This is a genomic window from Fibrobacter sp. (assembly GCF_045112255.1).
Classification (GTDB): domain Bacteria; phylum Fibrobacterota; class Fibrobacteria; order Fibrobacterales; family Fibrobacteraceae; genus Fibrobacter.
Window position 1 is genome coordinate 1 of sequence record NZ_JBGUHR010000056.1, and the last position, 19,234, is coordinate 19,234.

The 19,234-nt window shown below is 49.3% G+C and carries 13 protein-coding genes; 9 read left to right on the top strand and 4 right to left on the bottom strand.

All coding sequences use genetic code 11. The features are described 5' to 3' along the window. From ACJMM9_RS07620 to ACJMM9_RS07635, 4 genes are all read left to right on the top strand, one after another. Positions 1–241 (top strand): hypothetical protein (locus tag ACJMM9_RS07620; RefSeq protein ID WP_405325370.1); only part of this gene is annotated, 241 nt, incomplete at its 5' end. A gap of 444 nt (positions 242–685) precedes the next feature. Continuing rightward, the gene (locus ACJMM9_RS07625; RefSeq protein ID WP_405325372.1) at positions 686–1,840 is read left to right on the top strand and encodes a hypothetical protein; all 1,155 of its coding nucleotides are present in this window, start codon (positions 686–688) and stop codon (positions 1,838–1,840) included. Between the two features lie 59 nt (positions 1,841–1,899). Then, positions 1,900–2,682 (top strand): tRNA (N6-threonylcarbamoyladenosine(37)-N6)-methyltransferase TrmO, encoded by a 783-nt coding sequence (gene tsaA / locus ACJMM9_RS07630; RefSeq protein ID WP_405325375.1) that lies wholly within the window; start codon positions 1,900–1,902, stop codon positions 2,680–2,682. Between the two features lie 132 nt (positions 2,683–2,814). Beyond that, positions 2,815–5,796, top strand: coding sequence for an HD domain-containing phosphohydrolase (locus tag ACJMM9_RS07635; protein WP_405325377.1), 2,982 nt, complete (start codon positions 2,815–2,817; stop codon positions 5,794–5,796). Between the two features lie 26 nt (positions 5,797–5,822). Here the strand turns inward: ACJMM9_RS07635 and ACJMM9_RS07640 are convergent, their stop codons facing one another. From ACJMM9_RS07640 to ACJMM9_RS07650, 3 genes are all read right to left on the bottom strand, one after another. Then, positions 5,823–6,872, bottom strand: a complete 1,050-nt coding sequence (locus tag ACJMM9_RS07640; RefSeq protein ID WP_405325380.1) for an SDR family oxidoreductase — start codon at positions 6,870–6,872, stop codon at positions 5,823–5,825. Beyond that, complete coding sequence (locus ACJMM9_RS07645; RefSeq protein WP_405325383.1) at positions 6,839–7,417, bottom strand: NUDIX hydrolase; 579 nt, start codon at positions 7,415–7,417, stop codon at positions 6,839–6,841. Before ACJMM9_RS07645 ends, ACJMM9_RS07640 begins: the two co-directional genes overlap by 34 nt. Before the next feature lie 120 nt (positions 7,418–7,537). After that, on the bottom strand, positions 7,538–8,854 hold the full coding sequence (locus ACJMM9_RS07650) for a polysaccharide deacetylase family protein (RefSeq protein ID WP_405325386.1): 1,317 nt from the start codon (positions 8,852–8,854) through the stop codon (positions 7,538–7,540). Between the two features lie 180 nt (positions 8,855–9,034). Here ACJMM9_RS07650 and ACJMM9_RS07655 point away from each other — a divergent pair, with 180 nt between their 5' ends. The 3 genes from ACJMM9_RS07655 (at position 9,035) to ACJMM9_RS07665 (ending at position 12,633) form a co-directional block, all read left to right on the top strand. Then, complete coding sequence (locus tag ACJMM9_RS07655) at positions 9,035–10,237, top strand: adenosylhomocysteinase (protein ID WP_405325389.1); 1,203 nt, start codon at positions 9,035–9,037, stop codon at positions 10,235–10,237. 8 nt (positions 10,238–10,245) lie between these two features. After that, positions 10,246–11,067, top strand: coding sequence for a hypothetical protein (locus tag ACJMM9_RS07660; protein ID WP_405325392.1), 822 nt, complete (start codon positions 10,246–10,248; stop codon positions 11,065–11,067). Positions 11,068–11,238: 171 nt separating this feature from the next. Next, on the top strand, positions 11,239–12,633 hold the full coding sequence (locus ACJMM9_RS07665; RefSeq protein WP_405325395.1) for an MATE family efflux transporter: 1,395 nt from the start codon (positions 11,239–11,241) through the stop codon (positions 12,631–12,633). 130 nt (positions 12,634–12,763) lie between these two features. Here ACJMM9_RS07665 and ACJMM9_RS07670 read toward each other — a convergent pair whose 3' ends face one another. Further along, a complete protein-coding gene (locus ACJMM9_RS07670; RefSeq protein ID WP_405325397.1) occupies positions 12,764–13,579 on the bottom strand; it encodes a GGDEF domain-containing protein in 816 nt (271 codons plus the stop codon). Between the two features lie 363 nt (positions 13,580–13,942). Here ACJMM9_RS07670 and ACJMM9_RS07675 point away from each other — a divergent pair, with 363 nt between their 5' ends. Both ACJMM9_RS07675 and ACJMM9_RS07680 read left to right on the top strand, forming a co-directional pair. After that, positions 13,943–18,742: a fibro-slime domain-containing protein gene (locus ACJMM9_RS07675; RefSeq protein WP_405325400.1), complete on the top strand. Its 4,800-nt coding sequence runs from the start codon at positions 13,943–13,945 to the stop codon at positions 18,740–18,742. Positions 18,743–18,808: 66 nt separating this feature from the next. Then, positions 18,809–19,210, top strand: a complete 402-nt coding sequence (locus tag ACJMM9_RS07680; RefSeq protein WP_088640408.1) for an SPOR domain-containing protein — start codon at positions 18,809–18,811, stop codon at positions 19,208–19,210. Positions 19,211–19,234: the final 24 nt, after the last annotated feature.

Consider the following 19,234-nt stretch of genomic DNA (forward strand, 5'->3'; position numbering starts at 1 on the left):
GAACGTTCTCGATATCATCCTGAACAAGCAGGTGAACCTCATCATCAATACGCCGTGGGCAAAGCGCGACGCCATCAAGGACGAAAGTGCTATCCGCAAGGCTGCCATCAAGTACAAGGTTCCCTACATCACGACCCTCGCCGGTGCCTACAACACCGTTAAGGGCATCGCCGCCGCCCGCAACGGCCATGGTGCTGTGAAGAGCCTGCAAGAATATCATTCTAGCATTGAAGAAATTTAACTGAAGAGCCTCCAGGAGTAGCGTGCAAGGCGAATGCCGCGACAGAGTGCTTGCACTCTGGCATGGCTGAGCCGAAGTCGCTGACGCCGTAGGCGTCAATATCACGCTTCAATTGAAGAAGTGTAGCAAGCCGAGAGTCGCGCCCAAGCTCGCTTGGGCATGACCGAGGCGCCGCGAACTGGCGCCATTGGCGCCAAGTATAACGCCTAAAGTGTCATGCCGGACTCCGTTCCGGCATCGCCTTTACAAGCGTATCAAAACATTCAAAGGACTGCAGCAATGCAGTCCTTTTTTGTACATCATCTATCCTAATTTACCATTCATCTCTTTTATCTATGTTTTGTGCGTATTGACAATTGATTTTTGTACATTAATCCTATGTCCTTGTTTTCTCGTATTTTTTCTTTGTTAGTGTTCCTTGCTGCTTTCGCGGGAGCGGTTGAAGTGCAGGTCATTGAAGGCGATAGCCGAGGGCCGCGAGACCTTTCGGCGAAAAAGCTGAAGGCTATGGCGACGGTCTATTTGGCGGAATTGGGCTATGTTCCCAGCCATCATATTGAAAAGGTTGGAGTTTCTTTTTCATCATCGAACCCTGTGATGCATCATATACAGATGAAAAAGTTCTTGGCAGATGGTCAAATCGAAACGGATTCTTCTGTGGTCGCGGAAGTGGATGACGTTGACAACGCCGTGGAAACCATGCTCAAGATGTCTTTTGGAAAGGCGTCAAAGATTTATAAAGGCGAAAAACCGGATGAAGTATATTTTATGGATCCCGTATTTGTAGATGTTGAAGACCGTAAGGCGAATCTTGCAACTCAAAGGGCGGAATCGGCTCTTGGGGTGCTTGGGTATAAGCTTTCCGAAAACAGCAACAAGGTCAATGTCCAACTGTTCCTGATAAAATTGAAAGATTATTATTGGGCGGGGATGGTGCGCTTGCACGGTTCCAAGGTCGTCAAAGGCGTTCATAAAAAGTTCTCGCGGGACGAAGATCTGCAATCCATCGTTTATTCGTTGACGTGTCTGGTCATGGATCAGGATGTGGAGCCCGATAGCCCTGATACTGAAGTGGTGGATTACTCCAATACTCATGAGGCTCGGTGCCGCGCCACGCAATCTGCAAGTTCTGTCGATGGAGTCTTTGCAGGTCTTTTCGTTGATTTCTTGTGCTATCTTTCTGATTATGTTGGAATCGAAGTGGCCGCTGGTGGTAAGGATCTTTATGGTAAATGGTATCCGGATATGCGTTTCGCTTTTGTGTGGGGCTTTTCGGATCATCACTCCTGGCTTTGGGAATTGGATTATGCGGGCACCATGGGAAAGACGCAATCCAGATGGGCGTTTGAATCTGTCCATAGGTTCTCGCAGAGTAAGGGTCTCTTTGTCGATATTGTTTGGGGCGGCGCATATGATAGAACGTATAAAGGCTGGTTTATGGGTGGCGATATAGGGTATAACCTTTTAGCGTCTAGTTCCAAGTCTCATTGGCTGTCCTTGATGTTGCGCTACGATTGGACTTTGGGACAGTCTTTTTCCGAATCTGGCCGAATTTCGGTCAACCTGGTTTACGACCTTCGCGGTTACTACAGCAAATGACATAAAGGCGTTTGGTCCCCTACACCTTTGCGGCGCCCTCTATTATCTATATTTCCGCTGTGCAGATTTGTCCGATAGGTACATTTTATGGTGATGCCGTCTACAAGTATGACGCTCCTCGACAGGGGCGCTTGTTTGCGGGGCATCCCGGCCGCATTGTGCTGAATCCGGGGATGAATTTTGAAACGGCCCTCCGCGATCTTGATGGCTTCGAACGCCTTTGGGTGATTTTCCAGTTCCATGAAAATGCAGGTTGGCGCCCGACGACGCGTCCGCCGGTACCGCCCAAGGGTAAGGATCGCGTAGGCACTTTTGCAAGCCGTAGCCCGTACCGTCCGAATCCGATTGGACTTAGCTGTGTGCGACTCCTGAAAGTCGAAGGGCTTACGCTTTATGTCGATGAAGCGGACTTGCTGAACGGAACGCCTGTGCTCGATATCAAACCGTATATTCCGATGGCCGATGCTTTCCCGGATGCAAAGGCGGGCTGGGTTGAAGAACAGGAACGCGACTTGTGGACCATCGAGACGACTCCCGCGTTTGACGAGCGCATCCAATGGCTCCGCGAAAATTCACCGTTCGACATCTTGAGCTTTGTCGAAATCCAGCTCACGCGTGGCCCGTTTGACGATACCCGCCGCCGTCTCGAAATCGATGATACTGCAAAAACGGGTGTACTTGCCTACCGCACGTTCCGAGTCGATTTCAGCTACGATGAATTGTCACGAAAAATTGTCCTGACAAGCCTCCGCAGCGGTTACACTCCCGAAGAACTCTACTCGCCCGAAGATAAGTACGGCGACAAGAAAATCCATAACGAATTTATTGAAAAATTTCGTTAAAACGGCGGCCTTGCCCGAAAAATACCGTTTTAGAGCTTAAAAAACGCCCTTTTTGTGCGATTTCTTTTTCACATGTGATTAGAAAAGATTATTTTCAAAAAGAGTTTCAGAAAATAATCGGACGGGGAGATTATGGATAGAAGTACTGTTACCTTTATAGTTATATCCCTTGTATTTATTGCAGCAGCATTGTATCAGGCTGTAGTTTCGTTTCGGTCAAAGCGTGTGGAGCTGAATCGTCTTGCGACCGGGACCGTTTTTGGCGTATTTGCTGTCATTTTCTACATAGGGCGGCTTTTTATCGAAAGCCGTGACGCCTTCATGGTGTGGACAAGCCTTTGTCTTGTAAGCGTTGCTGCTGCGATGTTCTGTTTTGCCCAGTTCTCGGTGCATTTTACTTGTTTGTCCGATAATAGATGGAGTCGCTTGTTGCTGCGCTGTTTTTTGCTGGGCCTTGTTCTCGATGCCGTTATCTGGATTGTCAATCCGTTTTATCCGTGGGCCTTTAGGTTTGATTCGGTTTCAGAACGTATGGTTTTTGCCGTTTCAGATAAAAGCGCTTTTTACGTTTTCCATCTTGCGCTTGTGTTTACGATGTTTGCGGTATCCATTGGGCTTATGCTCTACCGTTATGCGCGTGAACCGAAGGTCTACAGAAAGCGTTACATTGGGCCTAGCGTTATTGTGGCCGTTTTGCTTATGATCAATTGCCTATTGGATAAATTTACGGATCTTGAGCTGGATTATTCCATTGAATTTTATTGCCTGCTCCCGGTTTGCGTGTATTGGTATTCTTGTCGGTTTGCTGTGATTGACCTAATCAATTACTTTAATGACAACATTTTTAAGAATATTGATCGAGGGGTAGTCCTTTTTGATTATAAGGGCAAGTTGGTTGTTTACAATAAAATGGCGGAACAGCTTTTGGCGGGGATTGACCTTAATGTATCGTTGACGCAAAAAGATTTTATGAAGTTTTGCAATATTTCGGATTCCTACTCTGATTCTGCCGAGGTCTATTCTACTCAGGGCTTTGTGAACCGTGACGATAGAATCCAGCCGATACGTTGCGATTTCCGGAAAATCAAGGGAAAAGGCGACTGCCCGGTAGGGAATTTATTTGTGATTTCTGATACTGTGGCTCGTACGGATTTATTGACAGGGTTCCATAGCTGGGAACACTTCAAGAATTTTGTGGCCAAGGACGCTTCTCAGTTTACTTATCCGTTGACGGTTGTTGTCTGTGATCTGAATAACCTGTCCCGCTTAAATAATATGAAGGGCCATAACGTTGGCGATCGTTTGCTGATCGGTATGGCCGATGCCTTACGCGAGGCTTTTCCGCAGGGGTCCTGCTTTGTACGTGGCGAAGATGCAAAGCTCATCGTCATTTGCGATTATATGGAACTTGCCGAAGTCAACGAACGAATGGAAATCGTAAAGAAAAAGGTGCAGTCGAGTTTCCAGTATGCTGTCGATGGCGCCACAACGTGGAATACAGACATTGTTGATGCGATTGATTCGGCAACGCACACGTTGATGCAAAAGAAACTGCTCGATAGGAGTTCTGCCCATTCGGAACTTTTGACTTCGCTAGTGCGTGCCTTGCAAGAATGTGATAGCGATACCGAGGCTCACGTGAAACGTACGCAGCGTATGGGGGCCGCGCTGGGTCGTAAAATTGGACTGTCCGATAAGCAGCAAAGTAATCTTTCGCTCCTGTGCTTGCTGCATGACATCGGTAAAATCGGTATCCCGCTGGATATCCTCAATAAGCCGGGCAAGCTTTCGGAAGAAGAATGGAATACCATCAAGACCCATGCGAAAAAGGGCTACGAGATTGCAAAGAGTTCCAAGGGTCTGGTCGAAATTGCGGATATGATTTTGCACCATCACGAACGCTGGGATGGTCACGGTTATCCCGATGGACTCAAGGGCGAACAGATTCCGCTTTTGTCCAGAATTATTGCTGTTGTCGATTCGTTCGATGCTATGGTCAGTAACCGTTCTTACAGAGCGGCGCGCCCTATCGAAGAAGCGATAGTTGAACTTGAACGTTGTGCCGGTACGCAGTTCGATCCGTATCTTGTTTCTGAGTTTGTTGCAATCTGCCGTGACATAGCGAAGGATGTAAAACCAGACGAGGGCAGGTTCGATCCCATTTTTGATGAAATTGTCAATCGGACGAAAAAGAACGGGGATGAAAACAATAGATCGTTGCATCGTGTCCACAATGTGATGTTTACCCGATATGTTCTTGACATTCATAACGCCATTATCGAGGTAGATGAAAACTTCGAAAAAATGACGGGATTTACGATGGATGATGTCAGGGCGAAGTCGTTGAGGCAGCTGGACTTGATTCCAGAAGAAGACCTGACGGAGTACCTCTGCCTTGTTTCTGAAGTCCTTGCCAAAAGTCCGATGCTGTATTGCGAACACCGCCTCAAGCGTAAGGACGGAACCGTTATTTACGTGTTCTGTATTGGAAAGGTGTTCTATGATTCCGTTAGCCGTGAAACGCGTTCCGAGATTATCGTTACGAACAGCTCTAACACCTATGCCATGATGATGATGAAGGGCGAAGCGAAGGAATCTGCTGCCGCCCGTATGAAACTTCTGGAAAATCCGTCCAGCAGGGATTCGCTTACGGGATTCCTGAATCCAGAAACATTCCGGAGAGATGCCGAAGAAAAAATAACATATGGCAAATACAGGGTGATGGCGCTGGCTGTCGATGTGGACGGTTATGAAAAGTTCTGCGAAAGCAAGGGCCGCGAGGCGGGCGAGGACTTTTTGCTGCTTATTTCCGAAGCGTTGAATGATTCCTTGCGCGAACATGATATGGCTTGCCGTTTGGGCAAAGATTTTTTTGTGGCAATGCTGTTCTTTGAAAAGAACTCTCCACCGGGTTATATGTACGACCGTGCGCAGCAGATTTATGATAAAGTTTCTGTGACGGTGTCATCGGAAGCGGATGCGCCGACGTTATCGATGGGTGCCGCTCTTGATTGCGACCAGGCGAAGAACTATGATGAACTCATCGAAGCCGCCGAGAAACTTATGAGGACTTCGAAAAAGCGGGGTGGTGGCCGTTTGACCGTTTCAGAATAATTTTCTGTGCTGTGTTAAGCTTGCTGTTATTGGACTTCGATCCCGTTGACGAGTAGGTTCGTAATTGCTTCGTCACTGCCCATTTTACGTTTGTCTTTAATATTACGTCCAAAAGTTTTATGCCAGTCGAAGCTGTCGGGCACAAGCCAGTCGAATGCGGGCCAGGGCTTAATGAATCCTGGCGGCAGCAATTTGTAGAGCTTTTCTGAATTGATGCTGATATCCCCCACGCGTGGAGGCATCGGACCGCCTTCAATTCGCGGCACTCCGTGGAGGAGTTCGGCGGGGTAGCCGCCAACGGCATTTACGATTTGCCCGACATTATAGAGCGAAACGCGACGTGGACCGCCGCAGTTGTAAATGCCTGCGGGAAATTTATGTTCCAGGATGTACTGTACCGTGCGGCAAAGGTCCGGGCCCGAAAGCGGGTTGCGGTATTCGTCGGTGAACAAGGTCGCTGGGCGACCGGGGCGGAACCGGTAAGTGATCCAGTCAATGGCGCCGGCGCATCCGCCGGGCGCGTAGTCCATTGGGAGCGGCACGCGGAGAATCACGACATTGGGCTTGATGGCGGTAATTGCATCTTCGGCTTCGGCCTGGTGTTTGCCGTAATTGTGAATGGGGTCTTTAGGGTCAGTCTCGACGTAAGGGCGGTTTGGCTTTGTCTTCTCGTCACCGCTAAAGACCATGTCGGCTGAAATGCGGATGAGTGTCGCGTTGTAGCGGGCCGCAAACGTAGCTGTATCGACTCCTTGGCTGTAATTCAAAAGCCTGCTGCGGGCGGGGTCGCATTCGCAAGCTTTGAGTGCGCAATTTCCGCTTGCGTCAATGACGGTCCCAAAGCGGAATTTCTCGAAAAGTTCGCCTAAGCGATCAGTTTCTTCGGCGTCTACGCCGAAGACGTTTTCTCCCAAAACGCAGGGATGCTTGATTGGACGGATGCCAATAACGCCCGGCGCATTCTCGCCAACGGTTACGCTGCCGTACAGCTTGTTGAAATGCCTAAAAAGCGCAAAGCCGGGAACGCCATTCAACCCGAGAATTAAGATCGGGAGGCGGATTGCGATAATTTCCACTTGAAGTAGCCTGCGATTTGAAGCGGGTGATTGAACGTGCCGTCTGCAACTTTTGCTTGAAATTCCTCGTCCGTGTACAGGAACGTCTCGATATCTTCCGTGTCGTCGAAGCTCGTTTTGCCCAGACGTTCCACGCCGTCGATGAACACCACATGGAATTTTCCGCGATGCCTATCCGGATTCACCGAAAAAGAACCGAGATAAGTGACAGCGTTATTCCTAATTCCTGATTCCGAAATCCGAATTATCCCGTACCCGCATTCTTCTTGCAATTCGCGGATTGCAGCCTTTTCTGGCGTTTCGCCTTTGTCTATAATCCCTGCCGGGAACTCGAGCGCAATTTTGCCTGTTCCGTGGCGGTACTGTTCCGTCATGACCCACTTGCCCTCCTTTGTGCGGGCAAGAATCAAAACCCAGTCGGGTTGCCACAACGTATAAAAATCGTCGATGACCTTGCCGCTTGGCAGCTCGCATGTTTCCTTTGCGACCTTTAGCCACGGCGCATCCACCAAAAATTCTGAACTCAACAATTTCCACGGTTTCATGTTCAAAATTTAGAAAATAGAATGTCATGTCTGTCGCTTGCTATGTCATAATCCTACAACTCCTTAAATCAAAAAAACTCCCGCTCAACTGAGCGGGAGTTTTTCCTTAATCAGCAATTTTTACTTGATCTTTAAAGACCAGGCCTTGTTGCCGATTTTTACCACATATACACCCTTCGCGCCAGTGTAAACCTTCTGTTCGCAACCGATGCCCTTCGTTGTGCGAATGACGTTTCCGAGGCTGTTGAATACGGTGATATTCAATCCTTGTGCATTTTGGACGGTGATGTAACCGCTTGCATCCACGTATGCGGCGAGATGACGACCGTCAAATGCTTGTTCGATGAGTCCTGTTGTGCTGCTCGAAGACAATTCAGCTTCGCTGGAGGAACTTTCCGGAGTGCTGCTGGAAGATTCCGGAGCTGCAGCGTCGGCGTTCTTCACGACAATCTTGCCTGCGTTCGGGACGGCATCGAAGTAAACGTAGCCGCCATCCACTTTGGATTCGAGCTTGGCTTCACCCTGCGTGACTTCAACCTTGGTCCAGTCGGTTTTGACCTTGATGGAAAGCGGATAGTCATACTTGGAAATGTTGTCTGCGATACTGTGCTTGAGTTCGAACGTCATGGTGTTTGCTGCACCGCCGTCCTGCGGTTCAATCTTGGAAGCCTTGCGTTCCTTGATGTACATGGCGACAAAGCCCATCGGGGCAACCCAAATGTCCTTATCGTTCTCCTTAGCCCACTTCAAAGCACCTTCAATAGCGCCGAGATCGGTTGGGGAGTAGGTGGCGTTGCCGTTGTTCTTGCCCTGGAAACCGTGCGTGAGGAATGCGGCCCAGCCGTTGCTCTGGATGACTTTCTGCATTCTGCCGGTAAAGTCGTTCGTGCTCTTGATCTGGCCTTCGGCACCGGTCATGGTAGCGGGAGTCTGAGCCCAGTTGCTGGGACCGTCCTTGCCCATTTCATCGGACATGCCCTTCCAGCTGCCGTTGCAGATACGGCCTACGATGTAGTTCTGGAGAACAGCGCTTTCGTTAGGCACGTTGCAGTTCGGATAGGCGACTGTAACGATGCCGTATTTCTGCTTGATTTTGCCTTCGATATTCTTCTTGGAGGAGGCTTCTTCGCCACTCATGTTGTTGCCATGGGTGTTGCTGTGGCTAGCGATTTCGTGACCGTTGTCGGCCATGCTCTGGAAGCCACTCCAGTTGGGGTTCCAGTTGTAAACCAGGTTGAAGGTGCCCTTGTAGCCGTACTTGTCAAAGACTGGGGCGGCGTCGCTGACTTGGCTTGGAGCGCCGTCGTCAAACGTAAAGGAAGCTGCGCCCTTGCGGAAACCCGACCAAGTTGCGATTTCTGCATTCTGCGCGAAAGCGGCGCCTGCTGCGAACATTCCAACTGCGACAGAGGCAATAGAAATTTTTTTGTAGTTCATATCCACACCTTGTTAATATGTATTATGCAAAAGTAATTTAGCTCCATATATAAGGAAGCGTCCTATGTTAAATTTATTTTTGTTGTATAGTAATGCAACAGGAATAGTGAGAGTTTTTAGTTCTATTAACTAGTGTCTAGTAACTGCGGCGGAGCCGCTCTAAATTCTATATTTCCGCGCATGGACTTGCAATCGATTCTCTCCTCCGTTCTGGATGAAGTTTACGAAAAAAATGAATACCCTGCACTTGCGGCGCTCGAAAGCGAATGGACGCACACACGCCCGTTCGATGGCCTCCGTGTGCTGGTGGCGACCCCGATTTATCGCAACACTATGACCGAATACCGCGCTCTTGTGGCGGGCGGTGCCGATCTTCTCGTGGGCTTTTCGGGGATGAACGACCCCGATGTCGTGGACTTTATGAGGGAATGGGGTGTGCCTGTGGTAACGCCTGCCGAAATGCTCGAAGCGGAATCTCGCGGCGAATTTGTGGACTTGGTGCTCGACTGTGCGGGGCCTTTTGCGGTGCTCCACCCGAAAATTGGCTTTGTGGAACTCACGCGCTCGGGTGTAAACTATTACAAAAATGCCGAAAAGCCGGTCTATGTTGCCGATAGCGGTATCGTCAAGCGAATCGAGACCTCGCTGGGCACGGGCGATGGCTATTTCCGTGCACTCGAAAAGCTTGGCTTTGGTGGCGATTTCGAAGGCAAGAAGTTATTGGTTTTTGGTAGTGGCAAAGTCGGTTCTGGGATTGCGCTTCAGGGGGTGCGCCGAGGCTGCAATGTGACCGTCGTGACGGACTTGAAGCGTGGGGTGGCTCAAAATTCCTCGAATTCCGAAACAATGCCTGCGGGCGATTTCTCGGCGGTCCTTTTGCAAAATGACGTGGCTGTCGTGGATTGTCATGACTACGCAGCTGTTGCTTCCTTGATTGAAAATTCAGATTTCGTCGTGACGGCGACGGGTGTCAAAAATGCCCTTGCGGCCCCGGAATTGACGGAGGCTCTTCTTTCGACCAAGGCAACTCTTGCGAACATGGGCGTCGAAGATGAATACGGTGAATCGGTTCCCGCCGAAAAAGTGCTCAACGATAAAGGTCCGCTGAACTTTATTCTCGAAGAACCGACGCACTTGAAGTATATCGATACGTCGCTTGCGCTCCATGCAGCGCTTGCCGAACGCTTGGTTCAGGAGGCTGCGACTCTTGATGAGGCTTTCGATGCATCTCCTGATGCGGCGCCTTCTGCTGAAAATGCCGCTGGTCTTCGCTTCCCGCCGCAAGAAATTGAACAGCGCTTGCTCACCATCGCCATCCAGAATGGCGTCATTGGCCCTGAAATTTGCAGCATGCTCGGCGGAATCCCAACAGACATGGACTAGGTGCGACTATGACTCCCGAGAACATGAGAAAGGTCGTGGACCTTTGCAACCAGATTTCGAATATCACTTACGAGAATTTGACGAAAATCATCCGTCTGGAACAGACGGGGAGCGCCACCGGCGCGCGCAAGCTCGACGATAGCGATCAGAACGATATCGACTCCTGGATGGGCGGGGGCACTTGCTTCAGCATGACATGGCACCTGTACCAGGCGCTCACGGACATGGGTTTCAAGCCGCGTCTTGTGATGGGGCATAAACGCAAAGAGCGCAACATCCACTGCGCGCTCATTTTGCCCGATCCAGACCAATTAGGAGTTCGGAATTCGGAATTCGGAGTTAATTCCTCATTCCTAAATCCTAATTCCGAATTTTTGCTCGATCCCGGTTACTTGATTTTCGACCCGCTCCAGATGCCGCTTCCGCAGCCGTTCGGTACGGGCGAAGCCTTCTTCCCGCTTTCTCCGAACTGTGTGCGTCTTGTGCGCCCGACGCTCGAATCGATGGAACTCTGGACCGGTGGCGCAGGCGCGCCGATGAAGCTCCGCTTCGAGTACCCCGTCGAAGGCGTTTCCGTCGAAGAATTCAAGCACCACTGGAACGAGAGTTTTTACCGCGAAATGATGACTTACCCGGTCTTGAACCGCCTCGACCGCGAAAAGGGCATCCAGTATTACTACCAGAAAGGGAACCTCGTCGTCCGTAACGCAACAGGCTCCAAGATGACTAAAATCGACCCTGCCGACCGTGTGCAGACACTCAGCGACATCTTTAAGCTCTCGCCTGCCATCATTGAGCAGGCTCTCCAGATTCTTGAGAAAAAGCACTAGAAGGCGTTTTTTCATATCTAAATTAAAAGCTTGGCAAGCGCCCCCAAATTTTCTATCTTTGCGCGCGAAAAACGAGGTTTTTGCGACGTTTTCCGCATTTAGCGGTTATCTTGGGCGGCTCTGCGCATCCAGCGCCAATCCTTTGCGTCTTGCGGGCCTCACGGGTGTTTAATGGAAGATGTCATAAACAACAAAAAGCTTAACGCGATGGGGACGGCTAGCATCCCGAAGATTGTCTTACAGTTTTCGGTTCCGGCCATCATCAGCATGCTCGTCGAAGCGCTCTACAACATTGTGGACCGCTACTTCGTGGGCCAGGGCGTCGGTAGCCTTGGCATCGGCGGCATTACTATCTGCTTCCCGATAGCTCTTTTCATTATGGCCATGTCCATGATGATTGGCGTGGGTGGCAATACGCTTTTTGCCATCCGCCTTGGCGAACGCAAGTACCAGCAGGCGGCCATTATCCTCAACAATTCCTTCGTGTTGCTCATCATCATGGCGGTGAGTTCCTTTACGCTCGGCCAGATTTTCATGGTGCCGCTCCTCAAGCTCTTTGGCGCAAGCGACCAGCTTTTGCCAGTGGCTTCGAGCTACATGCGCATCATTTTGTGCGGTGCGATTTTCCAGACGATTGTTCCTGGCATGAACCACTTTATCCGCAGCATGGGTCATCCGAAAACGGCTATGACCCGTGTGATGATTGGCGCCGGCAGTAACGTGATTCTCGACTGGCTTTTCATCATGAAGCTCCACTGGGGCATCGAAGGCGCTGCCTGGGCGACCGTCTTGAGCCAGCTCATCGGTGGCCTTGCTGTGATGCAGTTCTTCGTCAAAAAGACGACGCCGATTAAGGTCAATCGCCGTTTCATGAAGCTCCGCTTCCCGTACGTGCGCAAAATCTTCATTCTCGGCCTCCCGCCGAGCATTATGCAGATTAGCAACAGCCTCTTGAACGCCATTTTGGCCCGCAGCCTCACGGCTTATGGCACCCGTGATTTGCCGGTCGTGAACGGTATGGATGGTGGCGACCAGGCGATTGCCGCATTTGGAATCTTGATGAGTATTGTCTCCATGATCATTTTGCCGCTTATGGGCTTTGTGACGGGGTCGCAGCCGATTATCGGGTACAATTACGGCGCAAAGTACAATAACCGTGTCCGCGACGCGCTCAAGTTCACCATGCTTTATGCAACGGCGTTTATCGTGATTGCGTGGATTCTCGTGATGACGAATACGCTTGCGTTTGTGGCGCCCTTTGTGCCGAACGACCAGAACATGCAGCAGCTCACGTGCAAGGCTCTCCGCACGTTCATTTGTATGATGCCGTTTGTGCCGCTAGGTATGGTGTCGGGTAACTTTTTCCAGGGAACGGGTAAGGCTTGGCGTTCGATGTTCCTGAACGCTTGCCGCCAGCTCATTTTGCTTATCCCGTTCTTGTTGATTATGCCGCGATTCTTCGGACTCCGTGGCGTGTTCATGGCGCAGCCCATCGCAGACTTTGTGACGGCTTTCATTGCCATCTTCATGCTCCGCGCCGAACTCAAGAACATCCCGCGTGTCTAGTTCCTGCATCATAAAAAGGCGATGCCGGATCAGAGTCCGGCATGACATCAAAAAGACTTTTTTATCGCGTTGTCACCCCGGCCTGTCATCCCGGACTCCGTTCCGGGACGGGGTCGCCATCTCGTCGCGTTTACTCCGCAGTATTGAGCAATCCATCGCTTTCGGCGATGAGCTCTTTCGTCTGCGTGACTTCGGCGCTCTGGCGCGACACAAGCCCGACTGAAATCGTCACCGGAATTCTCGAATCCATCCACGAGAATATGTGGCGCTCGATGGCAAGGCGCAACTTCTCGATGCGTTTCTTTGCGTCTTCGGGCGAAATCCCGATCATGAGAAGCAAAAACTTTTCACCGTCGTATCGTGCGAGCAAGTCGGAATCGCGCTTCTCATCGTTCAAGAGCCTTGCGACTTCCTTTAAAATCAGGTTACCGCACATTTCACCACAAGAATCCGTTAAACGCTTGAAATCGTCCACGCGGATCATGGCCACATGGATAAATGCGCCCACACGGCGGGCGCAAACGAGTTCACCTGCCGAGCGGTCCATGAACGCCTGGTGGTTCAAAATTCCCGTCAGCGAGTCCATCGTTGCTGCTTCGTACAGCTCGCGGCTAAAAGCCTCCTCGTTCGGATCCTTGTAGGCGACCTTCAGCACCATCTTGCCAATCTGGAGCCTGTTGTCCGAATCGAGAATCTGCTTGTGAATGTAGTTGCCGTCAACGAATGTCCCGTTCGTGCTGCCGAGGTCTTCGACTGTCACGCTCTGGCCGTCAAACGTGAGCGCACAATGCCTGCGGCTCACCAGCTCATCTTCGAAACGGATGTCGGCGTCTTGCCCACGACCGAGCACCACGGTCCCTAATTCGAGCGGAAGCTCTGCGAACTCGCTTTGAGGGTACAGCACTATCAAGTGCGGATGAACGGTCATCGGTTTTAAAATTTCCATAAAATCCCTTGTTAATCCCAGTCCAAATATAGGACCTTTTGACAATGTCGTCCTCGCCTTCGGTGCTGTCGTTCCCTCTTCTAAAATCGAAAACAGCTAACTATATATAATACGCTTATGATACGGCGTATGCTACGTTAATTGTAAAGTTTCTGTTACTAAATTTTTTGTTTGTAAAATATTTAATACAAACATTGTTGAAATAATGTGATTAAGTCTGTGGATTTCTTTATATAAATTTTTTTTCACATTTCTTTAATAGAAAAAATTTCCTTTTTTCCTTAAAAAAAGTAGATTTCGCATGGTGTGGTCTATCAAGAAGGCTGGTCTTTTTGATATTCCGCGTGGTCGGAGAGAACCGAAATGGATAGAAATACAATGAAGAACAGAATCAAATCCTTAAGATTGTGGGTGTTGAGCTGTGCAATGCTCATTGCCGGTGTCCAAAGTGCATCGGCATCCTTGACTGGGTGCGAGGGAACCGTTTATCTCAAGCTCCCTGAAGGTTGGACGACCGCTTATTCCGTTGCTGGAGGTCAGTTCATTGGGTTCAAAAAGAGTACGCAATACCCAAGTTGGTATGAAATTTCTTCTGCTTTAATTGGTGGCGCGAATCCGCAAAATGAGTTCTTTATTTCAAAGGCTCTAAATGATTACGGCCAAACTGGAGGCATGACTAAGACTCTAATTGGGGCTAACATTCAATTTAAGGATGGTTCGGGCTTTTCTTGTAAGGATTTCGGGAAGAATTCAAATGAACTTTGGATTCAGGCTGATTTTGACGATCCTACCAAGCCTTATGTCAAAGGAGATCCTCCTGACGTAAAGTATTTTTATGTGTTCTTGCCGAATAACGAAACTTGGAAGAGCGCCGTGCCGTTGCTTGTCGAAGATGGCAAGGACCACGAAATGAATATCGACCCGGACAACTGCGGTTGGTATTTCAGGCGCTATGTGGATGAAGCTCTCCCGTCCAGCATTTATATCCGTCGTGATGATGATGAAGATAAGGCCGAAATGTTGGGCATGAATGGTGATTTTGAAACTGCTGATGCCCCGACTCCTATTGCTTTGGGAACTATTTACAAGGCTTTCGAAAAGGATGCTAAGTTCCAAGGTGGTGTTTTCTTTGTCGCTGATGGTGCAAAAGCCCAAGACAATCCTAGTGATGTGCCCGGTTGGTATGTCGAACGCCCCCTTGTTACGGGTACTTGTAGCTATCCTTTGGCTGCTTTCATTTACGATACTGATGCTTCGCTCCACGGTGCATTTACCTGTAGCCATTATGAAACGCAGTGCCAAGGTAATCCTGATGTTTGTAAGAACAACGCCTGCTTCTATAGCAGTGCTAAGTATAATGTTGTTGCTAATGCTTCGGAAGTCGTGCCTTGTATCGGCGTGAAAAAGGGCATGGTCGAAGATACGCTTTACCGTGATGCAAATGGTAAGAAATACATGAAGCTTACCGCTAAAGGTAAGACTTGCTTCGGTTCAGATGCCGAAAACGCTTTCAAGGCCATGTTCAACTATACGCCGGGCGTGAACGAAAAGTACTGCTTTAACATGACCTTTGAACAGACTCCTGATGGCAAGTACGAATTTGAATCAGATACTTATAGGAGTCCTGGTGCACCCGCTGTCGGTGGCTTCTACCCTGCGGAAGAACCTCCTCTCGAAATGGGGATGAAGAGCGAAGATAAACCGGTGATGCTCTCGGAACGCCTGCCTGCAGCCGAAAACAAGCGCCGAGCAGAAGGCCCCGTATTCTTCTGCCCTGACTATAACAATCAAAAAACGACGACTCCAGAAGGTCTCCGTACGATCCACCCGACGGAAGGTGTTGCTTTGAGCGACTTGATTTGCAGTGGCCCGGGTTGGGAAGGCGGTATTGACTGTGAAGGACTCTTTGCCGCTGGTGGCGAATTTAAGGAAACGGAACAAGCTGGTATTGAAATTCGCAAGAAGCTTAATGTGAGCTTTGAAGGTGAAGGCTGGGGATGGGCCTGTGGTAATATGGCTCCGATCGGCTGGACTTTCTATACTGAAAACACTGAAGATTCTGTTGGTGTAATGGCTGTAAAGAACCAGCCGCCTGCTAAGGGTACATACCGTTGGACTTCTGGTACGGATGATTCCAAGGTCCTTACAACGGAAGGCCGTAACCAGCACTTCTGCTTTGAATCTCATGCGACATTCCGTTTCAAGAAGGGACTGAAGTTCAGCTTCCGTGGAGACGACGATATTTGGGTGTTCATCAACAACAAGCTTGCTGTGGACCTTGGTGGTACCCACCTTGCCGCTCCGGGCTATGTTGATTTGGACAAGTTTATGGGTAGCTATGCTCAAGTTGGTACTTCTTACCCGATCGATATCTTCTTCTGCGACCGCCGTACTACGATGAGTAACGTCCATATCAAGACGAACATGTTCATTGAACAGAAGTCTGGTATTGATCCTACGGAAAGAGCGGACCGCAAGGACTGGACTACCACTGGTACGAACCAAGTGAAAATTTGCTATAGTAAATCCAGCAATGGATCTTGCGCCGCTGAATCTGATCCGGATGGAAAGGATCTCGACGCTTGTGATGATGAAATCGAAAAATTAGGATTGAAGACAAGCTTTGTGCTTACAACGGATAAGTCCAATACCGATCCGACGGCCGTGAAAATCTCTGCTGAAGAATTTGCTAAGAATCCGGTGCAGTTTGATGGATTTTTGGATGTTACCCACCCTGGTCGTCCCAAGTTTACTCCTGACTCGTTGCGCAACTACTTGAAGCCGGGTAATTACTACCTCATTATTACTATTGAAAAGGATAGCTATCCTATCTTGATTCCGATCAAGGGTTCTGTCAACGTGGCTAACCGCGATGCAGTCTTTGTTGATGGCAATAACAACAAGAGCCTGGTTTACAAGCATGTTTCGAGCAAGATGGCTTCTACATTAAAGGACGATGGTACTCCAGACCCGGATCAGATGATTCCGCTCTATATTGCATCTATTACGGATCCTTGTAACAATGTTCCTACCTGCACGGATCCTCTTGAAATGTCTGCTTCTGGCGATCCGTATTCATTGGCCTCTTCAAACACAAGTGTCCTTTTCTATGAAATGAAGAATGGTGTCTTGAACAGCATTGATCCTGCCGCAAAGCGTACCCCGGGTGCTTCTGGTATCGATACGGTCTACGTTACGATTCCGTTTGACGGTATGCAGACCGCTGTCGAAACGGCTACGATCAATGTTGTGGGTGGCAACCGCAAGGCTGAACTCTCGTTCTTCGTTCCGAGACTTAAGTTTGTCGCTTCTGCAACGTCGATGGATGAAGTCAAGGGCGATAAGGATACTGACAAGCGCTTGAAGGGCACTGCTTATGAATTCTATGTTGTCGCTGTTGATGATCGCGATAGCCTTTGCACCACCTGCTCGCACATTAAGCTCAAGCAGGGCCAAGGCTCTGATCCTGGCGTTGACATGATTTCCGATGCCGAATTGATTAACGGCCGTGTGACGATTACCATTAGATCTTCTAAGGTCTACGAAAGAAAGGCTGATGGTTCTGGCACCGCTACATTTGAAATTCGTGGCCCGAGCAAGAACCTCATGGTTGCTACTTACAACAACATGCAGTTCCAGGAACCGCCGGTTCCGACTCCGCAGTTTGCTGACGTGTTCGACGTCTATGGTGCTCCTGTTGGCGAAATGAATATGCCTCTCGAGTACTTCGACAAGAATAAGGATTATCTCGACGGTATCGGTGACTCCATTGTCGTCTACTACCATCGTGAATTCAATAAGGACTCTCTCCCGGAAAAGATCGAAATTTCTTGGAGCACGGATACGACTGTAGTCTTTGATGCTGCTGCAATTGCTGCTGGTTCTGCTTGCGGTGTTGCTAAGGGCGCCTCTGCTGATACCCTCTGCTTGCCCAGAATTACACTCGGCGGTAAGGATATCAAGCTCTCCAAGAAGGTAAAGACTTCTGGTATGGGTAAGCTCAAGTCCTGGGCTACATACTGCCCGAGACGTAAGGATGATGGAACTTGCGGTACGACTCCTGTAACTCAGGATTACGATGGCATCATCTACGACCGTATTGCTCCGATTATCATCTCTGCTAGAGCAATGACGGATACAGATGAGGACAAGGCTCAGCTGAAGATCACGTTCTCTGAAGAAGTTCAGAAGACAGCACAGGGTGTTGGTGAAGGTGATAAGGTGTTCTCCTTCTATATCAACAACTCGAAGACCCCGACATTCCATGAAAGCCTTCCGCTTTTCACTGGTATTGCATTCTCGCAGGTCCTCGGTGAAAACTTGGTCTTGACCTATGACAAGAAGAACGTTTTCCCGCAGTCTGGTGACTACATCCACTTTAGAAGCATTGGTGGTGTTGGCCTTGTGCAGGATAGATCTATGTACGATTCTATTCCGGGTGCTGATTCTATTCGTGCTGAAACAAATCACCTGTGGAATACTGCTCCTGGTTTCGATGCAACTGATCGCGTACCGTCTCCGTGGGCACTTGTCTCTGGTGACGTGAACGCATACATTGTAAGACTTGTTCCGGATGCAAAGGATGGTGTTCCGTCTGATCTCACTGATCCGGCTGCACTCCCGATCACGGAAGTATTCACCTTTGATGCATTCAAGGATGAAAATGACTTCAAGAATGCCATCATCGACAAGAATACCGATTTTGATCCGGAATTCCGTAAGTATGGCTTCTTCCCGCATGGTTGGTTCGCTAAGGTCGATTTGGGCGCAATGGTTGAATCTAAGGAAGATTCTGTCATCTACCAGCTCGACAAGGTTTATTTCGACTATGAAATTCAGGTCTTTACGAACCTGGGTTCCCATGTCTTGACGAATCACAAGCGTATCTACTGCGAAGATAACAAGAACTACAAGGAACACGGAAAGTACTTCTATGGTGGTGCGAATGCAAACTGCGTTGAAAACCGTAAGAACTTCTTTATCGTGTGGAACATGAAGGGTGCCAAGAACCGCCTTGTGGGTACTGGTGCTTATGTTTCCAAGATCAAGGCTTACGCAAATCTCGGTTCTCGCGGCAAGACATTCAAGTCCAATAAGACTGAAATGTGGGGCGTTCGCCACAACTCCCATATCAAGGGTACTATTCCTGAACCGAAAAAGTAGTCTTACGCATTTGTAAAAACTTTAGAAAGCCTCCCTTTGGGGAGGCTTTTTTCTATATTTCCTTGCATGCGAAAGATTATAATTGCAGCTTCCTTGTGCGCTATGGCCTGGGCCGGATCGCCGACTGATATGGACTCTCTTTTCCGTGGTAACGAGTACAAGCCAAAGCTTAGTGCTTCGCTTCGCGATACGACAAGCAACGCCGCTGTTCCTGCGAAGGTCTCGGGCAAGAACGAAAAGTCCGATGGATTTTATATGCTCCAGTTCGAAGCTGTTGGCGATTTTGATGCTGCGCAGAGACGTAAGGCGCAGCTTTCTGCTAGCACGGGCTATACCATTCAGGTTGTCTTTGACCCTCCGTTCTATAAGTTACGTGGTGGTGGATGGACAAAGCGCAAGGTTGCTGAAGATAAAGCTCGCGAACTTTCTGCATACAACATCAACGCTTTTGTTGTAAAGCTTCGATAAAGTTTGTTAAAACTCTTAAGACAC